A 22,202-nucleotide genomic window follows, 5' to 3' on the forward strand; every position below is an offset into this window, starting at 1 on the left:
CGGCGGGGCGGACATCGCGCGCCCTCGGCCCGGGACGGACGCCCGGACCCGTCCCGCGAGGTCGAGGACTTCGGACGTGGCGCGTCGCCGAGGCGTCCCGGGCGTCCCGGGCGAGCCAGGCGGGATGCGTGATCCGAGCCTCCGATGCGTCCCGTACGTGCCGTGCATCCGCCATGGGGTACTTTGCGGCGGTATATGGCTTGTCCGCGCATCGCAGACCCCGAGGGCGCTGTCCATCCCCGCGGTGACCAAATTCCGGGCGCGCACTTGTACAGAACGACGCGACTGTCGCAGGGTCCCATTCCCTAGTGTTTGATACTCGTCGTCCACACGATCCACTTGATCCACTTGATCCACGCAAGGGGCGGTTCATGGGCTGGCTCATACAGGACTACCGCGAGGACGATCTCGCGGCCGTGGTGCACCTGATCGACACCACGACCGGGCTCGGGCAGGAGTCGGTGTTCTCGTTGTCCGAGTGCATCAACGCCCTGACCTCGCGGCAGCCGGCGGTGATCGCCCGCAGGGAGGGCGCGGTGATCGGCGCGGCGCTCGCGACGGTGTCGGAGGGGCGGGCCTGGGTGATGCGGATCGCGATCTCGCCCGCGGCCCGTGGACTCGGCCTCACCAGTACGCTGCTGCTCGCACTGGAACGCCGACTCGTCGAGGACCGGGTCCGGCGGATCGCGTACGTGCTCCCCGAGGAGGACTCCCGCGAACTCGGGCTGCGCAACGCCGGCTACGAACGACGCCCGGCGGTGGCCTACTTCGAGAAGGTCGAGCCGATCGACGACCACGCCGCCGAGACCCTGGACCGGCTCGGCGGGCGCACCCTGCCCGGCGACCTGTGGTCCAAGGTGGCCGGCATGGAGGTCGAGAAGAACCTGATCGAACGCCGCGTGGTGCTCCCGCTCGCGGATCCCGAGCGCGCGCACCGGCACGGCGTCGAACCGCCGCACGCGATCGCGCTGTTCGGGCCGCCCGGAACCGGCAAGACCACGTTCGCCCGGGCGATCGCGTCCCGGCTCGGCTGGCCCTTCGTCGAACTGCTGCCCTCCCGTCTGGCGGACAGCGGCAACCTGGCCGCCGCGCTGCGCGAGGCGTTCGGACGGCTCGCCCGACTGGAGCGGATCGTGGTGTTCATCGACGAGGTCGAGGAGATCGCGCCCGTCCGGCACGCCCGGCCGAGCGCCGGACACGCGGTGACCAACGAACTGCTCAAGCTGATCCCCGCGTTCCGCGAACACGGCGAACGACTGCTGGTGTGCGCGACCAACTCCGTGCGCTCGCTCGACCCGGCGTTCCTGCGGCCCGGCCGGTTCGACTACATCATTCCCGTGGGCACGCCGGACGCCGACGCGCGCCGGGCGATGTGGACGCGATACGCGTCGGCGCGCCCCGACGTCGACCTGGACGCGCTGGTGGCGGCCAGCGAGCTGCTCACCCCCGCCGACATCGGCCACGCGGCCCGGATCGCGGCCCAGGCGTCCTTCGAACGCGACCTGTTCGACGAGAACGCCACGATCGACGGCCCGGGCGCGGACACCCGCGACTACCTCGACGCGCTCGCCCAGTCCAGGCCCACGGTCACCGCGAGCATGGTCGAGCACTTCGAACAGGACATCACCACGCACGCCCGGGTCTGATCGACCCCGGTCACGGCACCGAGGCTTGTCGCGGATGCCCCACCCATCAGGCATCCGCAACAAGCCTCAGGCGGTGAACCCGACGATGCCGTGACCCTCGCGGGCGCCGGCCTCGCGCCACCACTCCACGCACGACTCGGCGGCCTCCAGGACCTCGGAGTCGAGTGCGGCGCGCTGTTCCGCCGTGCTCGACTCCCACTGGGCGAGGGCCTCTCGACACTGGTCGGCGGTCCACTCGCCGTAGTAGGGGTACATGTCGGGCCGCGGCAGCGCGTCGGGCAGGGATCCGTACATGAAGTCCGAGACCCCGGCGGCCTTGACCCCGAGCCCGGTCAGGCCCTCGTCCACGGTGTCCAGCCACAGACCCCGCATCGGGGAGAAGTGGCTGTTGTCCAGCAGTTGGCCGTGGAACCGGCAGATCAGCCGATAGGCGTAGCCGTACTGGAAGGCGTGCGCCTGCTCGAACGGGCCGCCGGCGAGCACCGCGCGGACCGCCTCGTAGCGGGTGGGCGCGCCCTGCGCGATCTCGTCCGCGAAGTAGGCGTCGTCGGTGGCCAGCAAGCTCTTGAACCGACCGCCGATCATCCGCAGCAGCTTGTCGTCGGCGGACCCGATGGCCCCGCGCACGGTCGCGAGGTCGACGAGGTAGACGTTCAATCCGTAACTCATGCGGTCAGCCTAGGAGAACCTCCCGACAGCCGCGCCGCACGACAGCCGCGCGCCGCACGACAGCCGCGCCGCACGATCGCGCCCGGGAAGCGGAGCGCTCAGCAACCGCCGTACACGTGCCCGCTGTTGCCGCGCGGGGTGACATCCCGGTCGCGCAGCACCATGGCCAGCCTGCCGCCCCACTCGCGGCAGCCCGCGTCGAAGTCGGCCCGGGTGTACTCGACCACGAAGACCCGATCGGCGAAAGCCGAGGCGTACGCCCCGCATTCGTCGTAGCGCGCGCACTCCTCGGCGACCGCGAAGTCGAAGCCGATCGCGGCGCGCCGGTCGAGCATCTCGACGGTGTTCTTCTGCGCGATGGCCAGGCCGCGGCTGTGCGCCCGCTTCGCGAGCAACTGGGCGAAGGCGACGTTGTGCGCGATGGTCAGCTGCCCCTCCGATCGGCTGTAGGAGTCCAGGTTGTCGGGCTCGACGGCCTGGAAGCCCTTGCGTGCGCAGTCGTCGATCCAGTCGCCGACGACACCGGCGAGCGCGGTGCGCTTGGCGTCGGTCGAGATGTCGAGCAGGGCCTCGCCCCAGTCCTGGTCCATGACGACCTTGCCGCCCTTGCGCAGCAGCAGATCGGGATGCTCCTTCTCCCACCACGCCAGCGCGTCGGGCTGGGCCTGGAACGCGTTGACGTAGCAGACGTTGTACAGCCCCGGCTCGGGGCGGGCGCCCCGATCGCGGGAGACCACGCGGACGTTCGCCGCCGGTGCGTACGGGCCACCGATCTGATAGTCGAAGCCGCCGTTCGCGGCCGGTGCCACGACCGCCTTCGGCGCGGCGAGGCTCGGCGCGGCCGATGCGCTCGGCGCGCTGGGCGCGCTCGGCGGACCGGGACTGCCGGACGGGGCGGGCGCGGTCGACGACACCGGCGCGGCCGAGCCCGGATCGCCTGCCGGCGGCGCGGGGGCGGCCGGTTGCTCGGCGGCGGCGGTCGCCGTGCCGGACGCGTCCGCCCGGGGCGAATCCGCGTCCGAGCCACAACCCGCCGCGGCGCCGACCACGAGAATCGCCGCGGCCGTCACGGCGGCGAGCCGGCGCCGGGCGCCGAGGAAATCGAGCACGAATACTCCGCGAATGTCACGTCCCGAGCGCGCGGATATTTTGGCCGCGTTCGCCCGAAACAATACGAGTGCTTTCGAGAGGTGGATATTCCGCTCGCGTAATACTGCGACGGCCGGTCGATCATCTGCTTTCCGGCTCGAATCGGAATTGCCGGAATATTTCCCGCCGGCTTCGATGATCATTGTGGCCGGTTCTTCGATGCGCCGATCGGGAGGCGGTGACACCGCCGCTCGCGAATTCATGATCAGGATCGTACGCGCGTCGGGCCGCCCCGATCGCCGACCGGTCGGCGGCCCGCCCGACGGTCAGGCGTGCGCGTGCGCGTGCGCGGGAAGGCGCTTGGGATCGAGGGCCGTTGCCGTGACCGTGCCAGCCGCGTCGATCAGGCCGAACACCGGGTAGCCGGTCACGGCGAAACCCTGTCCGAGCGGGCCGTCCTCCGACTCGATCACGATCTGCGCGACGCCGGCCAACGCGGCGACCTGCTCGCGTGTCTCGATCTCGTCCCCGTGCAGCACCGCGAGGACGCTCTGGTGCCCCGTGCGTCCCGCCGCCCGGGCGGCCTCGACGAACACCGGAAGCCGCTCCTTGCAGGCCCCACAGCTCGGCGAGAAGAAGCCGAACAGCGTTTCACCCAGGCTCTGCCGGGACACCGTGTCCCCTGCGGTGGTGACGGCGGAGAACTCCGGGACGGTCGAACCGGCGGCCAGCACCAGGTCGCCGACGTCCGCCGCCGGGTGGTTGTCGGCCTGGGCGCGGAGCTTGCGAATGACCCCGAAGGTGAGCAGCAGGTTCAGCAGACACAGCGCCGCGACGAGGACCACTGCGGCGATCAGGAAGGGCATGGGTGTCTCCCGGGGATGGCGAAAGGATGCGGGCCGGCGCCCGCCGGAACCGGCCACCAAATCACGGCAGTTGGCCGAGCCATATCCCGGCGGGACACGGGACCGACGAAATGTAACCCCGATCCCGCCATCCGCAACAGTGCTCGCTCGGACCCGGTCCGAAACTGAAAGGCCGGTAATTTATTTCGGCAACTCCCTTTCCCTTGCGGCTCATTGGGGAAGGGGCCTAACGTCGCCCCCGGCGCTGAAGCAAACCCTGCTTCCGCCATTCGACCCTGCAATGGAGGTCCACGATGAACCGTGTGATCGGCACCATGGGCGACAAACTGTTGGGACTCGTCCTCAAGGAGAAGCACGCCGGCGCGTGCGTTCCGGAGCACGGCCAGTTCTGCGTCTGCCGTAACCACTACCGCTACGTCTTCAGCTGCAACGGCCCGTGTGTGAAGACCGCCACCAGGTGCTGACCCGCACCCCCGCCGCCACCACTCCCGGAGGTATGTCATGAGGAACGCGATCGGATCCGTCGGCGACCGCATGCTGCGCCGCGTCCTGAAGGAAGAGCGCGCCGGAGCCTGCGTGCCCGAGGTCGGCCGGCTCTGCTTCTGCCGGAGCCACCGTCAGTACCGCTTCGCCTGCAACGGTGTCTGCACCAAGCGGTCCAACACCTGTTGATCGAGCAAGCGACCGGGCCCTCGGAGGGCACCACGCCTCCGGGGGCCCGACTGCGTCCCCGAGCCGTGAAGGTCGCCATCGCGCTGCAGTTCAAGGCGTCGCCGATCGGCGCCTCGACCCTGCTCCTGGCCACGGTGGCCGTCGGCGTCCTGCCCGCCACCATCGCCTGGCTGACCAAGCTGCTCTTCGACGAACTCGGCCGGGGCGACCGGGCCGACTCCGGCCGGGCCGTGGCGCTCGGCATCGCGGTGGCCGCGCTCGGCGCGCTGGTGGCCGTACTGCTGCAGATGTCGGGGTATCTCGACGAGATGGTGCGCCGCCGACTCGTGGTCACCGTCGAGCACGACCTGTTCGCCAAGGTCAACGAGTTCCGCGGGCTGCGCAGGTTCGAGGACCCGGCGTTCCACGACCGGCTGCGGCTGGCGCAGCAGGCGTCGGAGGACGCGCCGCACAACATCACCATGTTCAGCCAGGAAGTGGTCCGTTCGGTCGCCGCGCTGAGCGGCTTCACCGGCGTGCTCCTCGCGGTGTGGCCGCCGATGGTCGGACTGCTGTTCCTGGTCGGGGCCGCCGCCCTGCTCGCGCGGATGTCGATGGCCCGGCGCCAGGTGGCGGTGTGGGAGATGACCTCCGGCCGACAGCGCCGCCGGCTGTTCTACCGCTCCCTGCTGATCGACCCCCGCGCGGCCAAGGAGATCCGGCTGTTCGGGCTCGGCGGGTTCCTGCACGGCCGGCTGGTGCGGGCACTGCGCGATGCCACCGAGGCCGAACTCGCGGTGGCCCGCCGCAGCGCGTGGATCCAGTCCGGCTTCGCCGCGCTGAACGCGGTGGTGGCGGGGCTGGGCATGGTCGTCGTCGTGGCGGGCGCGGCGCGAGGCCGGTTCACGGTCGGTGACGTGATGCTGTTCATCGCCGCGGCGGCCGGCGTGCAAGGCGCGTTCACCGGGGTCGTCACGCAGGCCGGCAGCGCGGCGGAGGCGGTTCGGCTGTTCGGCCACTACCTGGACCTGATGGACACCCCCGACGACCTGCCGCCGGGCACCGAGCCGGTGCCGGCGCTGAGCCGGCAACTGGAGTTCCGCGACGTCTGGTTCCGCTACGACACCGATCGGCCCTGGGTGCTCGGCGGGGTGAACCTGATCGTGCCGGCCGGCTCCGCGATGGGCCTGGTGGGCCGCAACGGCACCGGCAAGAGCACCCTGATCAAGCTGCTCTGCCGGTTCTACGACCCCGAGCGCGGCGCGATCCTGTGGGACGGCGTCGACATCCGGACGATGGACGTGGTCGAGCTGCGGCAGCGGATCGGCGTGACGTTCCAGGACTACATGGCGTACGACCTGACGGCGGCCGAGAACATCGGCATCGGCGATCTGGCGCACCGGGAGGACCGGGACCGGATCCGGGCGAGTGCGACGCTGGCCGGCATCCACCCGGACCTGGCCGAGCTGCCGGACGGCTACGACACCCAGCTCAGCCGCGTGCACCTGGACGAGGACGACGAGAAGACGGGGGTCACGCTGTCGGGCGGGCAGTGGCAACGGGTCGCGCTGGCCCGCTCGTTGATGCGCGGCGACGCCGATCTGCTGATCCTGGACGAACCCAGCTCGGGCCTGGACCCGGAGGCCGAGCACGAGGTGCACCGCACGCTGCGCGAGCACCGCTCGGGCCGGACCAGCCTGCTGGTCTCGCACCGCCTGGGCGCACTGCGGGACGCGGACACGATCGCGGTGCTCGCGGACGGCCGGATCACCGAGCTCGGTCGGCACGACCAGCTGATGGCCCTGGCCGACGGGCACTACGCCCGCCTGTTCGGACTCCAGGCGGCGGGATACGTCGACCGGCAGGAGCCGGCGAGGATCGCGGAGGACGCGCAGTGAGCACCCTTCGACCGGCCGCGGCGATCGCACTCGGGGTCACCGCGACCTTCCTCGTCGGCGTGGGCCTGGTGCGCTCGCGGGTCGCGCTGGTGCGGGTGACCGGGTCGAGCATGGCCCCCACCTTCGTGGACGGCGAGCGGCTCCTGGTCCGGCGGACCAGGCGGGTGCGGCGCGGCGATGCCGTCGTCTTCCGCAACCCGACACAGTTCGACGGCGGCGACCCCGACCTGAGCTGGATGGTCAAGCGGGTGGCGGCGATGCCCGGCGACCCGGTGCCCGCCGAGGTCCGCGATCGGGTCGGCGCCGGCTCCGGCACACGCGTGCCGCCGAACTCCCTGGTGCTGCGCGGGGACGCCGCGCGGACCCAGGACTCCCGACACTTCGGGTACGTGCCCACCTCGACGCTGCTCGGCGTGGTCGTCGGCCGGTTGGGCACGGCCGACCCCGATCCGGGCCTCGATCCGGGCTCCGATCCGAGCCCCGATCCGGTTCCCGGTCTCGCTCCCGGGTTCGGCCCCGCCGGCCGGCTGTCGGCGAGCCCGACGACGCCCTGAACGGTCGCCAGGGACCGGGCGCGTGTGTTCGAACCCCCGTCGGACCCGGCGGGGGTTCTTGAGTACTCGCGCCAATCTCGTGACCACCCGTAACCATCCGTAATCATCCGTAACCACCTGTGATCACCCGTGATTACGCGTGAGCCCCCGGCCTCGTTTCCCGACGCCGGTGCTCGGCAGCGCCCGCTGTGTGCGCCCCGCAGGCTCCCGCGGAAAGTCTGCCGCGGCCTGCAACCCCGAGCCGGGGCTGGGGCTCTTCGTAGTCGAGGGCCGCCGGGTGCGGGACGAGTGTCGCCGGGGCGGGACAGGTCGAGGGGGTGGGTGTTGGCTCGAGAGGACGAACAGCTTCGGGAGTTCATCGCCGCGCGGCGTGGGCCGATGCTACGCAGCGCGTTCCTGTTGTGCGGCGACGCGCACGAGGCCGAGGACCTCGTGCAGACAGCGCTGGTCAGGGTGGTCCTGGCGGGCCGGCGCCTGGATCGGATCGACAACATCGAGGCGTACACCCGGCGCGTGCTGATGAGCGTTTTCATCTCCTCGCGCCGGCGTCGATGGCGCCGCGAGCATCCGCACGAGGTGCTGCCCGATCGGGCCGCCGTCAGCCACGGCGATCCCGAGCTGGGCCTGGCGGTGCGGACCGCGCTCGCCGCGGTCGCGCCGAGGCAGCGGGCGGTGCTGGTGCTGCGCTTTTGGGAGGACCTGAGTGTCGACGAGACCGCGCGGATCCTGGGGGTCAGCGCGGGCACGGTGAAGAGCCAGAGTGCGAGGGGATTGGCGACACTGCGCGCCGCTCTGGGCGATGCGTTGCCGGCGGAAGGTATCCGCGTGGCCGTGGCAGAGGAGGCACGCCTGTGAACAAGGAGCACGACATGCGGGATCTTCTGGGGCACGCGGTGCTCGGCCTGGGCCCGCCGGGGACGACCGGATCCCTCAACGTCGACGAGGTCTTCCGGCAGGCCGCGCGGGTGCGACAGCGGCGTCGGGCCATGGCGGTCGGGGCCGCCGCGGTCGCCGTCGCCGCGGTCGTCGGCGGGACGGCCGCGCTGCCCAGTGTGCTGGGTTCGTCGTCTCCGCAGGGCGTGACCGCCGGTTCGACGTCGTCGACGGGCGCGACCGGGTCCACCGACGCGACCATGTCACCGACCGGTTCGGCCTTGGCGACGACGCAGAGCGCCGCGGGCGCGACCTCGTCCGAGACCGACGACCGGCTCGTCTCCTCGTCCGCTCCGCCGCGCACGACGGCGCCGTCGTCGAGCATCCCCCCGTCCGGAGCCGGCGAGACGACGCGCGAGGCGGAGGCCCTCGTCGCCTCGTTCGTCCAGCCGTCCGTCGGCATCGTGCGCAAGGACTCCCAGGCCAACACCCCGCTGTACGGTACGAATCCGCTCTCGGGGCGCTACCTGGTCAGCAAGGACGGGCGGACCGGCTACGTCGACATCACCGTGTACGACCCGAAGGTGAACGCGGACCCGTCGGCGCCGACGATCGCCGGGGAACGCGTCCACAACTGGTGCCAGGACTACGGCAAGGTGGCCCCGAACACCGATTGCGCGGACGAGACGCCCTCCGAGGGCGTGCTCGTCAAGACCTGGACGTCGCCCGCGAACCAGCAGGAGCCCGACGCCGCGTACCGGGCGACCGGAGGTTACGGCGCGAGCATGACCCGCGCGGACGGGCGAAGCATCGTGATCTCCGTGACCGCGGGCGTCGTCAACAGCCAGAGCTACGGCCCGCCCCTGGCCGCGCCGCCCCTGGACCGGTCCGGCCTGTCCGGCGCGATCCGCAGCCCCGCCTGGTTCCGTCCCTGACCCTGGCCGCGGCCGATTCCCACCGGAGCCGGACGACCAGCCAGCGGCCGGCGCCGGTACGGACCCGCACCCGGCCGGTGCCGGCCGCGGCCGGCGTGGCGATCCACACCGGCCCGGCCGGCGGACCGGACCCCGGCCTGACGTGCCGGAACGCCGGGGCGCCGGGGTTTGAAGACACGCCCCGGGCGCCCGGTGCGGCGGTCCTCCTCGCCGGCGCGCTCGGCCGCCACGACCTCGATCAACTGCCGCATGCGGTCGGCCGGCAGGGCCGGGTTCGCCGCCGCGTAGCGGGCGCCGTCCGCGTCCGCGAGCAGTTCCGTGAGCCGGTCGAGCGGCAGCCTCGGGTCGAGGCCGGCCGCGTGCCGCACGGCGGGGGCCGGGTCGTGGCTGAGGCGTTCGACCAGGTCGGGGCCGGCCTGCGGGTCGAGCAGCGCGGCCCGGCGCAGGCGTTCGTTGGGGTCGTCGGCGAACCGGGCCAGGCCGGGGCGGGCGAAGCCGGGGGCGTGGCCCAGCAGGATCCAGTCCTGGTTGTCGTCGCTCGCGTACATCGCCACGAGGACGTCGTGCGGGGTGTCCAGGCACGCGTGGCAGAGCGTGTGCCGAACGGTGAAGTCGGGGTCTCGGGCCAGCAGTTCGACGATGTCGGCGGGCAAGCGGGGAAGGCTCGCAACGCTGCGGCGGAGCAGGACGTGCGCCGAGGCGGCCGCGCGGCGCAGCGCGCTCGGGTCCGTGCGGTGCGCGAACACCCAGGCTATGACCGGGTGTTGCTCGTCCGTGACGGTGTAGTCGATCGCGGCGCGCTCGGCCTCGGTGAAGCCTTCGGCGGTGGAGGCGGCGAGTCGCACGCTCGGGCTCGGGTCGGTGGCGAGCCGCCTGGCGAGGTCGAGCGGCAGGTGCTCGTTGCGGGCCACGCTCGCGCGGACCGTCGGGTTCGCGTCACGGGCCAGGGCCGCGGCCAGTTCGAGGTCGAGCTCGCCGCGGGCGGCGACCACGGCGCGACGGGCGGGATCGCGTTCGGCCAGGTACTCCGGCACGGTGCGCGGCAGCGGCCGGTCGGCGTGCCGGCACTCCCACACCGCGCGCTCGACCCGGGGGTCGAGGTCGGCGCGCAGCTCCTCGCGGGCCGCGGCCGGCAGCAGCTCCCAGAGATGCGGATGGCACATCAACACCCGGGCCCGCACGCCGGGTTCGCGGTCGAGCGCGAGGCGCAGCCGGACCTCGTCGTGCGGTCCCGAGAGCATGGCCGCGCGCTTGCGGAGCACGTCGCTCGGGTCGTCGGCCAGCGCCGCGACCGCCTCGGTGGGCAGCACCGTCTCGTGTTCCACGGCGGTACGCGCGCACCGGGCCCGCACCTCGGGATCGGGGTCGGCGGCGAGTCGGCCCAGGAGGTCGCCCGGCACGGACGGGTTCCCCGCGACCTGCTCGCGCACCCGGCGATCGGGGTGCGCGACTGCCGCCGCCGCGCTCGCGCGGGGCAGCGGCAGTCGCCGCAGCCAGTCCGATTCATCACCGGGCAGCGGCACGAGCGCGAACACCCGTTCGGCGAGTGCCGTCGGCATCGCCGGATTCTGCGCCAGTCCGATGACCCACGCCGCCTGGACCTCGGTCCGATCCGTCAATTCCGAGCCTCTCGCCTCGCCCGGCGCGGTCGCCGGGCCCCCGTACCGCCGTACCGTTGATCGAGACCATCACACCACGACGACCCGCGCAGCCACTCGAACCACTCCGATACGGTGCGCGCGGCGGCTCGGCGGGCAACCTCGAACGTCGAACGGGCGCACGGAAGTTGGGCCATGCTTCGGGCTCCGACGAGGGGGCTTTGCCCGACCCGGCCCCGGCCCGACTCGACTCGACTCGACTCGACCCGGGACCGAACCGGCCCAGGATCGAACCGACTTCGGGACCGGACCGGCTCCGGGATCGAACCGACCCCGGGACCGCGCGGTCGCGCTATCGCTTGTCGGACGCGCGGAGTTGAGCGGCGGCGGCGTCCGCCGTGGCCGCGTAGTTGCTCACCTTGGGGTTGTGGACTCGGGCCTTCCCGCCGCCCGGCCGCTGCGTGACCGGGAAGCCGAGGGTCGCGGCGTTGGGCGTCGCACGCGGATCGACCAGGACGTTCATCGTGCCGGTGGTGGCTTTGCCGGAGTCCGTCCCCGGCGACGCGAGGTCGATCGCGGCGTACACGCTCTGCCGGCTCTTCACCAGCGTGCCCTTGCCCGTGCCGCCCTTTTGGAACGCGTTCTTGCCGTCCGTGCCGACCGCCACCGCCGCCGGAGTGGTGTCGAAGTCGACCGCCGGCAGGTCGTCGATGTAGCAGTCGGTCCGCCCGGTGTTGGTGACGGTGATCAACCGGACGGTGTCGGGCGTGGCCGCCTGGTACTTCACCGACACGTCGAGCACGTTGGTCGCGCAGTCCGTCGGGTGCCCGCCGCGATCGGTCAGGTCGCGCTCGTGCCGCTTGGTGGTGCCCGGATCGGCGGCCGGCTTGCCGGTGCTCGGCCGCGCCGGCTCGGGCGGGAACCTTCCGGAGTCCTTGCCGGGCGCCGCGGCGCCGGTCGGGGCTTCGGTGACGGGGATGGGCGCGGGCGCGCCCGAACTCGCCGCGGAGGCACCGCCACCGGCCTTGGTGTCGCTGTCGCCGTCGTCGCTGTCACAGGCCGTGAGGCTGAGCAGCCCGGATACGGCCAGCAGCGCGAGCGGGACGAGTCGGCGGTGGCGTACGGACATGGGTCTCCCTGAGTCGTCGTGCCGGGAACGGCCGTCACGCCCGCCCCCGATGATCTCCGTGAGCCACACGCGGAGCCCCGCTCAAGGGGTTGCCTCCACCTGCTGTGACCTGGGCCACGAAGGATCACCGGGAGCGACGACGAGACACGACACGTCGAGACACGACGAGGAACGACACGTCGGGACGCGACGGGACGTGTCGGGACGCGCCGGCGAATCAGCGCCGATCCGCCGGCACCGCGAACGCCGCGAGCAGCGTGGTGGCGACCGTGTCGCCGGCCGCGGCCCGGTCGAGCCGGCCCGCGTCGACCTCGTCGGCCGCCGCGTGGATGAGGCCGTAGTAGGTCGCGGTCAGCCACGGCAGCGGGAGGTCGGTGCGGATGTCGCCTTCCGCGCGCCCGCGCACGATCACCTCCTCTAGGCGGCCCAGGACCTGGGCGTGGTGCCGGCGCAGGCTCTCCTCGCCCAGCCCCTTGAGCGCGGCCAGGCGCAGTCCGCGGCAGCGGTCGAGGACCTGCCAGGCCCCGCCGGTGAGCCGGGCGAGGGCTTCGGTCGCGGTACCGGTGGCGAGGTCGGCGGCGTCCAGGACGGCGTTCACGTCGCCGAGGACCTTCGTGATCGAGGCCGCCAACAGCACGTCACGGGAGGCGAAATGCCCGTACAGGGTCACCCGGCCCACTCCCGCGGCGCGGGCGATGTCGGTCATCGTGACCTCGGGGTCGCGCGCGAACGCGTCGAGCGCGGCGGCGAGGATGGTGTCGATGTTGCGTTGCGCGTCGGCGCGCCGACGTACGCCGGGAACTGCGGTTGAGCCCATGGTGGTCCAGCCTAGGCTTGCGAAGCGTGGTCAGTGGAGGTGTCGGGGGCCGTCGCCGGCCGGCGGCACTCCGGCGGGCAGCAGTACGGCGATCAGTACGGCCGCTCCCGCGGCGACCAGGCCGCACGCGAGGAAGGCGTCGGTGTAGCCGTCCACGGTCCGTGCCCCGGGGGCCAGGCTCGACGCGGCGAGCGCCGAGGTCAGGGCCACGCCGAGCGCGCCGCCGAGTTCGTGGAAGGTGTTGACCAGGCCGGAGGTCAGCCCGGCCTCGTGGTGGGACACGTGCGCCATGGCCGTCGTGGTGGCCGCGACGAAGGCGGGTCCGATGCCGGCGGCGGCGATGGCCAGCCCGGGTACCACGTCGGCCGCACCGCCGCCGTGGCCGGGCAGTCGGCTCAGCAGCAGCGCGCCGGCCGCCGCGATCGCCAGGCCGGCGGCGCCGACGGTCCGCGGCCCGACCCGGCCCACGAGCACACCGCCGAGGTGCGCTCCGGCGGTGACCGCGACGGCGACGGGCAGGAAGGCCAGGCCGGTCCGCAGGGCGCCGAAACCGAGTCGTTGCTGGAGGTACATCGAGCCGAGGAAGAACAGCGGGATCAACAGTCCGCTCGCCACCAGCATTACGAACGCGCCGGAGACCACGGGCCTGCGGGTCGCCAGGCGCGGCGGGACCAGCGGCTCGCGCGTCCGCCGCTCGACGAGCACGAAGGCGGCGTAGCCGAGCGCGGATCCGGTCAGCGGGACCAGCGCCCACGGCGACCCCCAGCCGTCCGCGCCGGCCCGGGTGACCCCCAGGATCAGCAGCGTCGTGGCCGCGGTGGCCGTGATCGCGCCGGGGAGGTCGAGCCGGCCGGAGGAGGTGCGCGCGGTCCGCGCCGGGAGCACGGTGCGGGCCCCGGCCAGGACCGCGAGGCCGATCGGCACATTGGCGAAGAAGATCCACTCCCAGCCGGGGCCCGAGGTGAGGAGCCCGCCGACGAGCACCCCGGCCGCCGCGCCGGTGCCGCCGATCGCGGCCCACACGCCCAGCGCGCGATTGCGGTCCGGGCCGCGGAAGGTGACGGTCACCAGGGCCAGCGCGGCGGGCGACAGCAGCGCCGCGGCCGCGCCCTGGGCCACCCGGCCGGCCAGCAGCACCTCGCCGTTGGGGGCCAGCCCGGCGGCGGCCGACGCGGCGGTGAAGACCGCGAGGCCGACGAGGAACGCGGTGCGGCCGCCGAGCAGGTCGGCGATCCGGCCGCCGAGCAGCATCAGGCCGCCGAAGGCGAGCGCGTAGGCGGTGACCACCCAGGTCAGCGTCTCCCGGCCGAGACCGAGGTCCGCGCCCATGCTGGGCAGCGCGACGTTCACGACCGTGACGTCCAGGACGAGCATGAACTGCGCCAGGCACACGAGGGTCAGCACCGACCACCGCCGCCCGGGTGCCGGATCGGGCCCGTCCTCGCCCGGGTCGGGCCGCTCGTCGACGGTGGGGTGGGGTGGCGTTCCGTGGCTCATCGCATCGCTCCTCGAACGTGGCGGCACGAGAGGGCCCGTCGTCGGCGATCCGAGACCCGGGCCGATATCTCGTACAGATGTGTTCAAGTACGGTAGGGATCCTCGATCAGCCGTACAAGGGTGTTCGACTTAAGGCGTGGACACGGTTTCGCGGCACCGTCCGCGACCGGCCGACCACGGTCGGCCATCCCGACCCCGACCCCGACCCCCATCCCGACCCCGGCCGCCGGAAGGCGTCGAGACCGAGCCGTCAGCCGCGTCGGGAGCGGACACGTGTCGACCACCGCCACGTGTGAGGATGGGCGCGTGCTGCCATACCCGGGACTCGATACGCCCCTCGTCGGCCGAGGCGAGGAAGTGGCCCGCCTCGACGACGCGCTGCTGCGCGCCCGCGCGGCGGACCCCAGCGCGGTACTCGTGGTCGGCGACGCCGGGGTCGGCAAGACCCGGCTCCTGGCCGAGGCGGCCGCACGGGCCGCCGCCGCGGGCATGACCGTACTCACCGGCCACTGCGTGGACCTCGGCGACGTCGGCCTGCCCTACCTGCCCTTCACCGAGCTGCTGCGCGCCGTCGAGGCCGACGAACGCCACGCCGCCATCCTGGAGAGCCACCCCTCGGTCGTGCGGCTGCTGCGCCCCGGCGCCCCGGCGCCCGGTACGGACACCGCCGCACCCGACACCGGCGTACGCCTGCGCCTGCTCGACGACGTCGCGGCGCTGCTGGCCGACCTGGCCGAGCAGGCCCCGGTACTGCTGGTGCTCGAAGACCTGCACTGGGCCGACAAGTCGACCCGCGACCTGCTCCGCTTCCTGCTCAGCCGGCTGCTGACCCAGCGCTCCGGCGGCGCCGCCGCCTACCAGCGCATCGCCGTGCTCGCCTCGTACCGCTCCGACGACCTGCACCGTCGGCACCCGCTGCGCCCGCTGCTGGCCGAGCTGGTCCGTCTCCCCGCCGTCGGCCGGCTCGAACTGCGGCCGATGGGCGACGAGGACGTGGCCCGCCTGGTCCGCGACCTGGACGCGAAGCCGCTGCCCGAGGACACCGTCCGACGGATCGTGGAACGCGCCGAGGGCAACGCCTTCTACGCGCAGGAACTGCGCGCCGCCACCGCCGACGGCACCGACGGCGGCACCGACGGCGGCGTCCCCGGCGGCCTTGCCGAGGTGCTGCTCACCCGGATCGAGCAGATGTCGGACACCGCCCAGCGCGTGGTCCGCACCGCCGCCGTGGCCGGGCGCCGCGTCGAGCACGGGCTGCTGCGCGACGCGGTCGAACTGCCGGACGACGAACTGGACGCGGCGCTGCGCGAGGCGGTCGGCCGGTACCTGCTCGTCGCCGTCGAGGGCGACACCTACGCGTTCCGGCACGCCCTCACCCGCGAGGCCGCCTACGCGGACCTGCTGCCGGGCGAACGGGTGCGCATCCACAAGGTGTTCGCCCACCTCCTGGGCCGGCCCGACCGCAAGGCCGGCACCGCCGCCGAACGCGCCCACCACCACCGCGAGAGCCACGACCTGCCCGGCGCGCTCACCGCCTCCGTCGAGGCGGCCGACCACGCCGCGCGGGTCGGCGCGCCCGCCGAGGAGATGCAACGCGTGGAGGCGGCCCTGGACCTGTGGGAGGCGGTACCGGGCGCGGAGGAAATGGTCGGCAGCGACGAGGTGGCGCTGATGCTGCGGGCCTCGGCGGCCGCGGTCCGCGCGGGGGAGGCGCATCGCGCCGTCACGTTGGCGCGCGCCGCCCTCGGCCGGGTCGGCTCGCACGCGGACACCGACCTGGCGGTGAAGGTCCGCTACACGCTCGCCTCCAACCTGATGAACGTGGACAGCCTGCAGGCCGCGTTCGAGTACAGCAGCCAGGCGTTGGCGTTGATCCCCGAGGACCCGCCCTCGCGCACGTGGGTGTGGGCCGCGGCCACCCACGTCCTGGCCGCGTACTACCTCAACGAGGACGAGACCGCCCTCCAGTTGGGCCACCGGGTCCTGGCCGCCGCCGAGGCGCTCGGCGCGCACGACGCCCGCGCCGACGTCATGATGTCCCTGTCCTCCCTCGAAGGGGCCCATCGGCAGACCCCGGCGGGCCGCGAACGGCTGCAACAGGCCCTCGAGTTGGCCCGCCGGGCGGGCAACGCGGCGATCGAGCTGCGCGCGCTGTACAACCTGGCCATGGGCAGCTACGAGGCCGGGCTGCTGGAGGAGTGCCTGACCTGGCTGGACGACGGCCTCGAACGAGCCCGACACTCCGCCCAGGCCAACTCCCCCTACTCGCTGGAGATGCGCTACCTGCGCTCCCTGGCGCTGTACACGTCGGGGCGCTGGGACGAGGCCCTGGCGGTGGTGGGCGCGGCTCCGTCGGAGTTCGGGCATGTGTCCCAGGCCGCGCTGTTCGTGCCGCTGGGTCGTGGTGAACCGGGCGTGGCCGCGGGAGCCCTCGCCCTGTTCGAGCGTCGCCCGTTCAACTGGATGGGCGCGCTGGTCGCGGGCCTGGTGCTGACCGACGAGGCGGCCTGGCGACGCGATCCCCGGACGGCGGCCGACTGGACGCGGCGCACGCTCGCGGCGCTGGCGACGGACAACATCCCGCACCCGGACGTCGGGGTCCGGCTCGGCGCGCTGGTCCTGTCGACGATCGGCGACGCGGTGGTCGAGCTGCGGCTCTCGGGGGACGCGGCGGGCGTGGACCGATGGCGGGCGGTGGCGACCGAATTCGTCGAGCTGGCCGAGACCACGGCCGTGCGCCCGGGCCGCCGCTACCCCCGGATCGGCCCGGAGGGTGCGGCGTGGCTGCTGCGGGTCGAGGCCGAGCACGCGCGCCTCGAGGGCCGGGTGGACGTGGACCTGTGGGAGCGGACGGTCGCGGCCTACGGGTACGGCAACGTGTACGAACAGGCGCGCTGCCGTTGGCGGTTGGCCGAGGCGCTGGTGTCGGCCGACCGCCGCGCGGAGGCGGTCGCGATCGCCGAGGCGGCCCGGGAGACGGCACAGGCGCTGGGGGCGGTACCGCTGCGGGAGGCGGTCGACGCGCTGATCCGCCGTGCGCGCCTGGGCGCCACGGCCGCGCCCGTGGGCGGCACGATGCTCACGGCCCGCGAACAGGAGGTGCTCGACCTGCTGGCCAAGGGCCGGACGAACCGGCAGATCGGCGAGGCACTCTTCATCACCGCGAAGACCGCGAGTGTGCACGTGTCCAACATCCTGGCCAAGGTGTCCGCGTCGTCGCGCACCGAGGCGGTGGCCATGGCGTACCGCCAGGGCCTGATCACCGACGACACCACGCCCCGCTGACGCGGGACGACGGCGGGTCGGTCGGCGGCGCCCGGCCGCGGCCCGCCGTCGGGCGCCGGTCGATCGCGGCCGCTACTCGCCGTTGTACGCCTTGCGAAGGGTGGCGATGTCGAGCTTGCTCATGGCGTACATGGCCCGGGAGGTGCGGCTTGCCTTCTCCGGGTCGGCGTCGCTGATCATGTCGACCAGCGCGGTGGGGACGACCTGCCAGGACAGGCCGTACTTGTCCTTGAGCCAGCCGCAGGGGCCCTCCTGCCCGCCTTCGGAGAGCTTGCCCCAGTAGTAGTCGACCTCGCTCTGGTCGGCGCAGGGGATCTGGAACGAGATGGCCTCGTCGAAGGTGAACTGCGGACCGCCGTTGACCCCGACGAAGTTCTGGCCGTTGAGCTCGAACTCGACGGCCAGGACACTGCCGGCCTGGCCGGGACCGGCCTCGGTGTAGTGGCTGATCCGGCCGAGTTTGCCGTCCTTGAAGATCGACAGGTAGTAGTGGGCGGCCTCCTCGGCCTGGCCGTCGAACCACAGACACGTGGTGAACCCGGTGCTGCTCATCGCTGCCTCCCAGCATGTGGATGTGCTCACGAATACCGACCGATCCCACCGTGCAAACTCATCGGCATCCGGCCCATCGATCGACTTCTCGCCCGGAAGGGAGGCTCCCCGCCCCCGCGCGTCCACGGTCGGCGGCCGAGCCACGCGTGCCGGACCGGACGCTTTCGGCGCCGACCATCACCCGATCGGGTCTTCGCGTGGACGGGACTCCGTCCCGGTCGCCACGCGTGTCGAGATGCGGACCGGGTATCCGAATGGTATGAGCGCGCAAGGTCGTCCCACATCGAAGCGCCCGCCGGGCAGCGAGGCGGCCCACCCGCGTACCGACCTCGCCGCGCGCCGTGTCATGTCCGGGATCGCGTTGCCGTTCTTCGTCGTGGCGTGCCTCCTGTGCGCGATGGCGGCCGCGGCCGATGTCGCCGACATGCGCATGTTCTGGATCGTCGCGGCCATCCTGTGTGTGGTGATGGTCCCGATCGCCTGGATCGACCTCATGGTCATCGCCCGCCGGGCCCGAGCCGAGCGGACCCGAGGCTCCCACCGCAGCTGACGGCCTCGCGAGCCCGGCTTTCAGCCGGGCGGTTGTTGGCGTGCCGTGCCGCGATTCGATCGTCTACGAACCCGAGCGGTCGTGGTTCGACAGGAAACGCGAGCAGCGGGTCCGACTGTCGCGCAAACGAATCATTCGGTCACAAGTAGTGGTTTGTTCGGCGAGGCGGGGTAGCTATGGAGCTGTTCGACGTCAAGTGGGGGGCGTCGGCGTACATCGGACGTCGACTTGAGGACGAACATGATTCGGGTTCTCTTGGTGCACGACACGGAACTGATGCGCTCGGCGTTGAGCGCGTTACTGGAACGCGAGGAGGACATCGAGGTCGCGGCCGACAGCTGGGCAGGCGCGCCGATCCGCGCGCGATCGGAGCGTCCGGACGTCTGTGCGGTGGACACGGACTGCCCTGGGGCGGCTCGCTTGTCGAGCCGGCCGGTGGGCCGGGAATGCGCGCTGGTCATCCTCGCGAACGCGTCCCGGCCGGGCAGCCTGCGCGGCGCCGCCGAGGCCCAGGCGCTGGGGTTCGTGGACAAGGACGCCCAGCCGTTGCGACTGCCGCACGCGATCCGGCTGGCGGCGACGGGCCGCCACCCGACGCACCAGACCGTCCCGCAACGGCTCGACCAGGTCGGCCAGTCCGCGAAAGACCCCACCCGTGGCCAGGCCGCCGACGATCACCGCCACGGCCGCGACGGCCAGCCAGAGCAGGCCGGTGCCGGTACGGCCGGCCAGGAAGCCGCGATCCAACGCCATCGCCACGCCGTAGCCGCCGAGGAAGGTCTGCGCCGATTCCAGCAACGACCAGCCGGCCAGCACGACCAGGACGCGCTTGCGCCGGCCCAGGAAGCGTCGCGCCCGGGCCGACACGCGTGCGTCTCGGGCCGTCACGCGTGCGTCGCGGGGCGTCACGCGCCCTCCTCCCCGGGGGCGGCGGCCTTGCCGGCGGCGGGCGGAGCGGGCGGAGCGGGCGAGCCGGCCGCGACCGGCCCGTCGCCCGGGTCCGCCATGTCCGGCCCCTCATACGGTGCCTCATCCGGCCCCTCTTCCGGGTCCACGAACACCGCGCGATAGGCGGCGTCCGCCCACAGCACCTCGTGCGCCCCGACGGCACGTACGCGGCCGTCCTCCAGCCACGCGACCAGGTCGGCACGGGCCGCCGAGGACACGCGGTGCGCGATCAGCAGTCGAGTGCCCCCGCGTACGTCGCGGACCAGGGCTCGACCCACGTGCCGCTCGGTGACGCTGTCCAGGCTGGAGGTGGCATCGTCGAGCACGAGCAACCGGCCGGCATGCGCGAACGCCCGGGCCAGGCCCAGGCGTTGCAGCTCGCCGCCGGACAACGGCGCGCCGGCGAGGGGGGTCGCGTATCCCGCCGGCAGCAGCCGGATGAACGTGTCGGCCCCGGCCGCCGCCGAGGCCGCCGCCACCTCGCGCGGGGACGGCCGGTACGGCCCGAAACCGATCCCGTCAGCGATCGTGTCACCGAACAGGACCGGCCGTTCGAAGGCGTATCCGACCTCCCGGCGCAGCCCCGCCGGGTCCACCTCGGTCAGCGGCACCCCGTCCACCAGGACCACACCCGCGTCGACGTCGGTCAACCGCCCGGCGACCGCGGCGAGCGTCGACTTGCCCGCGCCGGAGCGGCCGACGACGGCCATCGTGGTGTTGCCGGGCACGATCAGATCGACGTCGCGCAGCACCGGGACGCCGCCGCGAAGCACGGTGACCCCGCGCAGTTCGAGCCGGCCGGGTCCGCCCGCCGGCAACGGACGAGCGCCGTGCCGCATCGGGGGCAGCGCGAGCAGTTCGGCCGTCCGGTGCGCGGCCGCCCGGCTGCGCACGAGCGCGTTGAGCCCGCCGACCACCGTGCCCACCCCGGCGGCGAGCACGGCATAGCGCGACGCGGCGAGCAACTCGCCGACGGTCAGGCTCCCGTCGACCAGACGGAACCCGCCGACGGCGAGCACGGCCGTGGTCAGCAGCGGCACCAGGATCCCGGCGCCGGCCATGGCCCGGCCGTACACGAGCCACATCCGCCGTCCCTGCGCGCCCAGTTCGGGCAGTGGGGCCAGGATCCGGTCGAGTTCGCGGGTCGAGGTCCCGGCGGCGGCGACGGTGCGGGCCCCGCCGAGCGCCTCGACCAGCCGGGTCGCGATGTCCGCCTGGGTGTGTTGGTAGCGCGACACGCTGTCCGCGGAGCCGCGCGCGAACACCCGCAACAGCCAGGCGAGCAGCGGCAGTCCGGCCAGGAACACCGCGACCAGCCACACGTCGATGACCGCGAGCGCGATCATCCCGCCGATCGGGACCAGCAGTGCGGCGGCGCCGATCGCGGCCGTGGTGGGCGCGCTGCTCGCCTCGGCCACGTTGCCGGTCAGGCGGGTCACCAGGTCGCCGGGTGTGTGCCGCTCGGTGACCCGGTGTGGAGCGAGGGACACCAGGTGGTCGATGCCCAGGCCGCGCAGCCAAGCGGCGGTGCGCGCGCTCGTGCCGCCGCCGGAAGGGCACCGCGCTCCAGGAGAGCGACTCGATCTGGCGGCGCACGTCGGCGGCCTGCGTGCCGGGCCCGCCGGTGGTGGTTCGGCTCAGATGCAACACCATGCCGGCGGCGCCGCGGAACAGCCCCGGCTGCGCGTAGAACTTGGCCTGCGCGGCGCGGACGATCTCTTGGCGGGCTGCTCGTTCGTCCGCAGGTCCCGGCCGACGTAGACGCCGCCGCCGTTGGAGAAGTGCAGCGCGCGTTCGATCCGGTAGGGGATGTCGGCGACGGTGGTCTCGGCGCGGGCGGCCAGGTGCGCTTCCAGGAACGCGGGCAGGGTGATCCACGGCGGTACGTGGAACGTGGGCTCTCGGCGATCGGGGACCAGGATCCCGTTGTCGTCCTCGATCGCGGGACACAGCTCGCCGCGGTCGTTGTAGCAGTGCCGTTCGGTGAAACTGCCGTACCGCACGTACACCGGTCCCGCGCCGCACCGCAGATCGCTGAGGATGTACGGTCCGGGTTCGCCGTCGAGCAGGGCGGCCAGATCCTCCGCGATGCTGCGGAACTGCTCGTCGTCGGCCGGATAGACGGTGACGAACTTCCCGCTCCCGGCCCGATCACCGTACTTGGCGTTGCGGGTGTGCAGCAGGTACGGACTCGGCATGCACTTGAACGCGATGGACCGCGGCAGGCAGTAGTCCCACACCGCGGCGAGCACCTTCTCGGCGTTGTCGAGTACCGCGGACACATGGATCTTCCAACCCTGGCTGGGTAGTTCGCACGCCACCGGACGGAACGCGAGCCAGTCGCCCGAGCGGTTTCGCCGCCAGTCGGCCGGCAGTGCGCGCCGCGTGGTCTCGTAGTGTGCGGCCGGCCCGCCAGCATCCCTCCGCAGCCGGTGCGGAGCGTCGTAGAACTGCCGGTCGGCGTCGCAGAAGACGGCGTATCCCTTGTTCATGGCGCTCCCCTTTCCCCATGACCCGTGACCGTGACCCGCTGTCCCGGGGAACACTGCCGGAGGGTGGGGGCGCACGACAGTCGCAATCATCATGAAACAACCGTGAGGAACGTGCCGGGGCACCCGTGAGGAGTTCACGGCTCGAACCCACGA

At 73.0% G+C, this 22,202-nt stretch carries 19 protein-coding genes and 1 pseudogene; 9 read left to right on the forward strand and 11 right to left on the reverse strand.

Features of this window, described 5'->3' with window-relative positions; all coding sequences use genetic code 11:
- Positions 1 to 371 precede the first annotated feature (371 nt).
- On the forward strand, positions 372 to 1,646 hold the full coding sequence (locus OG928_RS41890) for an ATP-binding protein (RefSeq protein ID WP_331767258.1): 1,275 nt from the start codon (positions 372 to 374) through the stop codon (positions 1,644 to 1,646).
- A gap of 66 nt (positions 1,647 to 1,712) precedes the next feature.
- Here OG928_RS41890 and OG928_RS41895 read toward each other — a convergent pair whose 3' ends face one another.
- The 3 genes from OG928_RS41895 to OG928_RS41905 form a co-directional block, all read right to left on the reverse strand.
- On the reverse strand, positions 1,713 to 2,315 hold the full coding sequence (locus OG928_RS41895) for a hypothetical protein (RefSeq protein WP_331767259.1): 603 nt from the start codon (positions 2,313 to 2,315) through the stop codon (positions 1,713 to 1,715).
- 98 nt (positions 2,316 to 2,413) lie between these two features.
- The gene (locus OG928_RS41900) at positions 2,414 to 3,229 is read right to left on the reverse strand and encodes an endo alpha-1,4 polygalactosaminidase (protein WP_406292115.1); all 816 of its coding nucleotides are present in this window, start codon (positions 3,227 to 3,229) and stop codon (positions 2,414 to 2,416) included.
- 501 nt (positions 3,230 to 3,730) lie between these two features.
- Positions 3,731 to 4,270 (reverse strand): hypothetical protein, encoded by a 540-nt coding sequence (locus tag OG928_RS41905; protein ID WP_331767261.1) that lies wholly within the window; start codon positions 4,268 to 4,270, stop codon positions 3,731 to 3,733.
- Positions 4,271 to 4,563: 293 nt separating this feature from the next.
- Between OG928_RS41905 and OG928_RS41910 the strand changes: the two genes are divergently transcribed.
- From OG928_RS41910 to OG928_RS41935, 6 genes are all read left to right on the forward strand, one after another.
- Entirely contained in the window at positions 4,564 to 4,734 is a 171-nt protein-coding gene (locus tag OG928_RS41910; RefSeq protein ID WP_331767262.1) for a hypothetical protein, read from the forward strand.
- A 37-nt stretch (positions 4,735 to 4,771) separates the two neighbouring features.
- Entirely contained in the window at positions 4,772 to 4,942 is a 171-nt protein-coding gene (locus OG928_RS41915) for a hypothetical protein (protein WP_331767263.1), read from the forward strand.
- A gap of 65 nt (positions 4,943 to 5,007) precedes the next feature.
- Positions 5,008 to 6,819 (forward strand): ABC transporter ATP-binding protein, encoded by a 1,812-nt coding sequence (locus OG928_RS41920; protein WP_406291715.1) that lies wholly within the window; start codon positions 5,008 to 5,010, stop codon positions 6,817 to 6,819.
- A complete protein-coding gene (locus OG928_RS41925; protein WP_331767265.1) occupies positions 6,816 to 7,373 on the forward strand; it encodes a S26 family signal peptidase in 558 nt (185 codons plus the stop codon). The genes OG928_RS41920 and OG928_RS41925 overlap by 4 nt, the downstream gene beginning before the upstream one ends.
- 321 nt (positions 7,374 to 7,694) lie before the next feature.
- Positions 7,695 to 8,228: a SigE family RNA polymerase sigma factor gene (locus tag OG928_RS41930; protein ID WP_331767266.1), complete on the forward strand. Its 534-nt coding sequence runs from the start codon at positions 7,695 to 7,697 to the stop codon at positions 8,226 to 8,228.
- Between the two features lie 14 nt (positions 8,229 to 8,242).
- On the forward strand, positions 8,243 to 9,181 hold the full coding sequence (locus OG928_RS41935; RefSeq protein WP_331767267.1) for a hypothetical protein: 939 nt from the start codon (positions 8,243 to 8,245) through the stop codon (positions 9,179 to 9,181).
- Here OG928_RS41935 and OG928_RS41940 read toward each other — a convergent pair.
- From OG928_RS41940 to OG928_RS41955, 4 genes are all read right to left on the reverse strand, one after another.
- Entirely contained in the window at positions 9,097 to 10,800 is a 1,704-nt protein-coding gene (locus OG928_RS41940) for a Mucin-2 (RefSeq protein ID WP_331767268.1), read from the reverse strand. The genes OG928_RS41935 and OG928_RS41940 overlap by 85 nt on opposite strands.
- Positions 10,801 to 11,131: 331 nt before the next feature.
- Positions 11,132 to 11,908, reverse strand: coding sequence for a DUF4232 domain-containing protein (locus OG928_RS41945; protein WP_331767269.1), 777 nt, complete (start codon positions 11,906 to 11,908; stop codon positions 11,132 to 11,134).
- A gap of 217 nt (positions 11,909 to 12,125) precedes the next feature.
- Positions 12,126 to 12,725 (reverse strand): TetR/AcrR family transcriptional regulator, encoded by a 600-nt coding sequence (locus tag OG928_RS41950; RefSeq protein ID WP_331767270.1) that lies wholly within the window; start codon positions 12,723 to 12,725, stop codon positions 12,126 to 12,128.
- A gap of 30 nt (positions 12,726 to 12,755) precedes the next feature.
- Positions 12,756 to 14,222: an MFS transporter gene (locus OG928_RS41955; protein ID WP_331767271.1), complete on the reverse strand. Its 1,467-nt coding sequence runs from the start codon at positions 14,220 to 14,222 to the stop codon at positions 12,756 to 12,758.
- A 309-nt stretch (positions 14,223 to 14,531) separates the two neighbouring features.
- Here OG928_RS41955 and OG928_RS41960 point away from each other — a divergent pair, with 309 nt between their 5' ends.
- Positions 14,532 to 17,507, forward strand: coding sequence for an AAA family ATPase (locus tag OG928_RS41960; protein WP_406292117.1), 2,976 nt, complete (start codon positions 14,532 to 14,534; stop codon positions 17,505 to 17,507).
- A 72-nt stretch (positions 17,508 to 17,579) separates the two neighbouring features.
- Here the strand turns inward: OG928_RS41960 and OG928_RS41965 are convergent, their stop codons facing one another.
- Positions 17,580 to 18,059, reverse strand: a complete 480-nt coding sequence (locus OG928_RS41965; RefSeq protein WP_331767273.1) for a VOC family protein — start codon at positions 18,057 to 18,059, stop codon at positions 17,580 to 17,582.
- A gap of 259 nt (positions 18,060 to 18,318) precedes the next feature.
- On the opposite strand from OG928_RS41965, the gene OG928_RS41970 reads away from it, so the two are divergent.
- Positions 18,319 to 18,609, forward strand: a complete 291-nt coding sequence (locus tag OG928_RS41970) for a hypothetical protein (RefSeq protein ID WP_331767274.1) — start codon at positions 18,319 to 18,321, stop codon at positions 18,607 to 18,609.
- A gap of 579 nt (positions 18,610 to 19,188) precedes the next feature.
- Here the strand turns inward: OG928_RS41970 and OG928_RS41975 are convergent.
- From OG928_RS41975 to OG928_RS41985, 3 genes and pseudogenes are all read right to left on the reverse strand, one after another.
- A pseudogene (locus tag OG928_RS41975) lies at positions 19,189 to 19,476 on the reverse strand (ABC transporter ATP-binding protein); the annotation flags it as partial.
- 38 nt (positions 19,477 to 19,514) lie between these two features.
- Positions 19,515 to 21,047, reverse strand: coding sequence for an ABC transporter ATP-binding protein (locus OG928_RS41980; RefSeq protein WP_406291720.1), 1,533 nt, complete (start codon positions 21,045 to 21,047; stop codon positions 19,515 to 19,517).
- A gap of 147 nt (positions 21,048 to 21,194) precedes the next feature.
- A complete protein-coding gene (locus OG928_RS41985) occupies positions 21,195 to 22,049 on the reverse strand; it encodes a hypothetical protein (RefSeq protein WP_406291722.1) in 855 nt (284 codons plus the stop codon).
- Between the last annotated feature and the right edge of the window lie 153 nt (positions 22,050 to 22,202).

This window comes from Embleya sp. NBC_00896, from assembly GCF_045207785.1.
Taxonomy (GTDB): domain Bacteria; phylum Actinomycetota; class Actinomycetes; order Streptomycetales; family Streptomycetaceae; genus Embleya.

Excerpts from the sequence above, each read along its gene's own strand:
- OG928_RS41945 (WP_331767269.1), bottom strand. The coding sequence starts at position 11,908 with ATGTCCGTACGCCACCGCCGACTCGTCCCGCTCGCGCTGCTGGCCGTA.
- OG928_RS41935 (WP_331767267.1), top strand. The coding sequence starts at position 8,243 with ATGCGGGATCTTCTGGGGCACGCGGTGCTCGGCCTGGGCCCGCCGGGG.
- OG928_RS41970 (WP_331767274.1), top strand. The coding sequence starts at position 18,319 with ATGAGCGCGCAAGGTCGTCCCACATCGAAGCGCCCGCCGGGCAGCGAG.
- OG928_RS41955 (WP_331767271.1), bottom strand. The coding sequence starts at position 14,222 with ATGAGCCACGGAACGCCACCCCACCCCACCGTCGACGAGCGGCCCGAC.
- OG928_RS41915 (WP_331767263.1), top strand. The coding sequence starts at position 4,772 with ATGAGGAACGCGATCGGATCCGTCGGCGACCGCATGCTGCGCCGCGTC.
- OG928_RS41950 (WP_331767270.1), bottom strand. The coding sequence starts at position 12,725 with ATGGGCTCAACCGCAGTTCCCGGCGTACGTCGGCGCGCCGACGCGCAA.
- OG928_RS41985 (WP_406291722.1), bottom strand. The coding sequence starts at position 22,049 with ATGAACAAGGGATACGCCGTCTTCTGCGACGCCGACCGGCAGTTCTAC.
- OG928_RS41910 (WP_331767262.1), top strand. The coding sequence starts at position 4,564 with ATGAACCGTGTGATCGGCACCATGGGCGACAAACTGTTGGGACTCGTC.
- OG928_RS41965 (WP_331767273.1), bottom strand. The coding sequence starts at position 18,059 with ATGAGCAGCACCGGGTTCACCACGTGTCTGTGGTTCGACGGCCAGGCC.
- OG928_RS41895 (WP_331767259.1), bottom strand. The coding sequence starts at position 2,315 with ATGAGTTACGGATTGAACGTCTACCTCGTCGACCTCGCGACCGTGCGC.
- OG928_RS41890 (WP_331767258.1), top strand. The coding sequence starts at position 372 with ATGGGCTGGCTCATACAGGACTACCGCGAGGACGATCTCGCGGCCGTG.
- OG928_RS41905 (WP_331767261.1), bottom strand. The coding sequence starts at position 4,270 with ATGCCCTTCCTGATCGCCGCAGTGGTCCTCGTCGCGGCGCTGTGTCTG.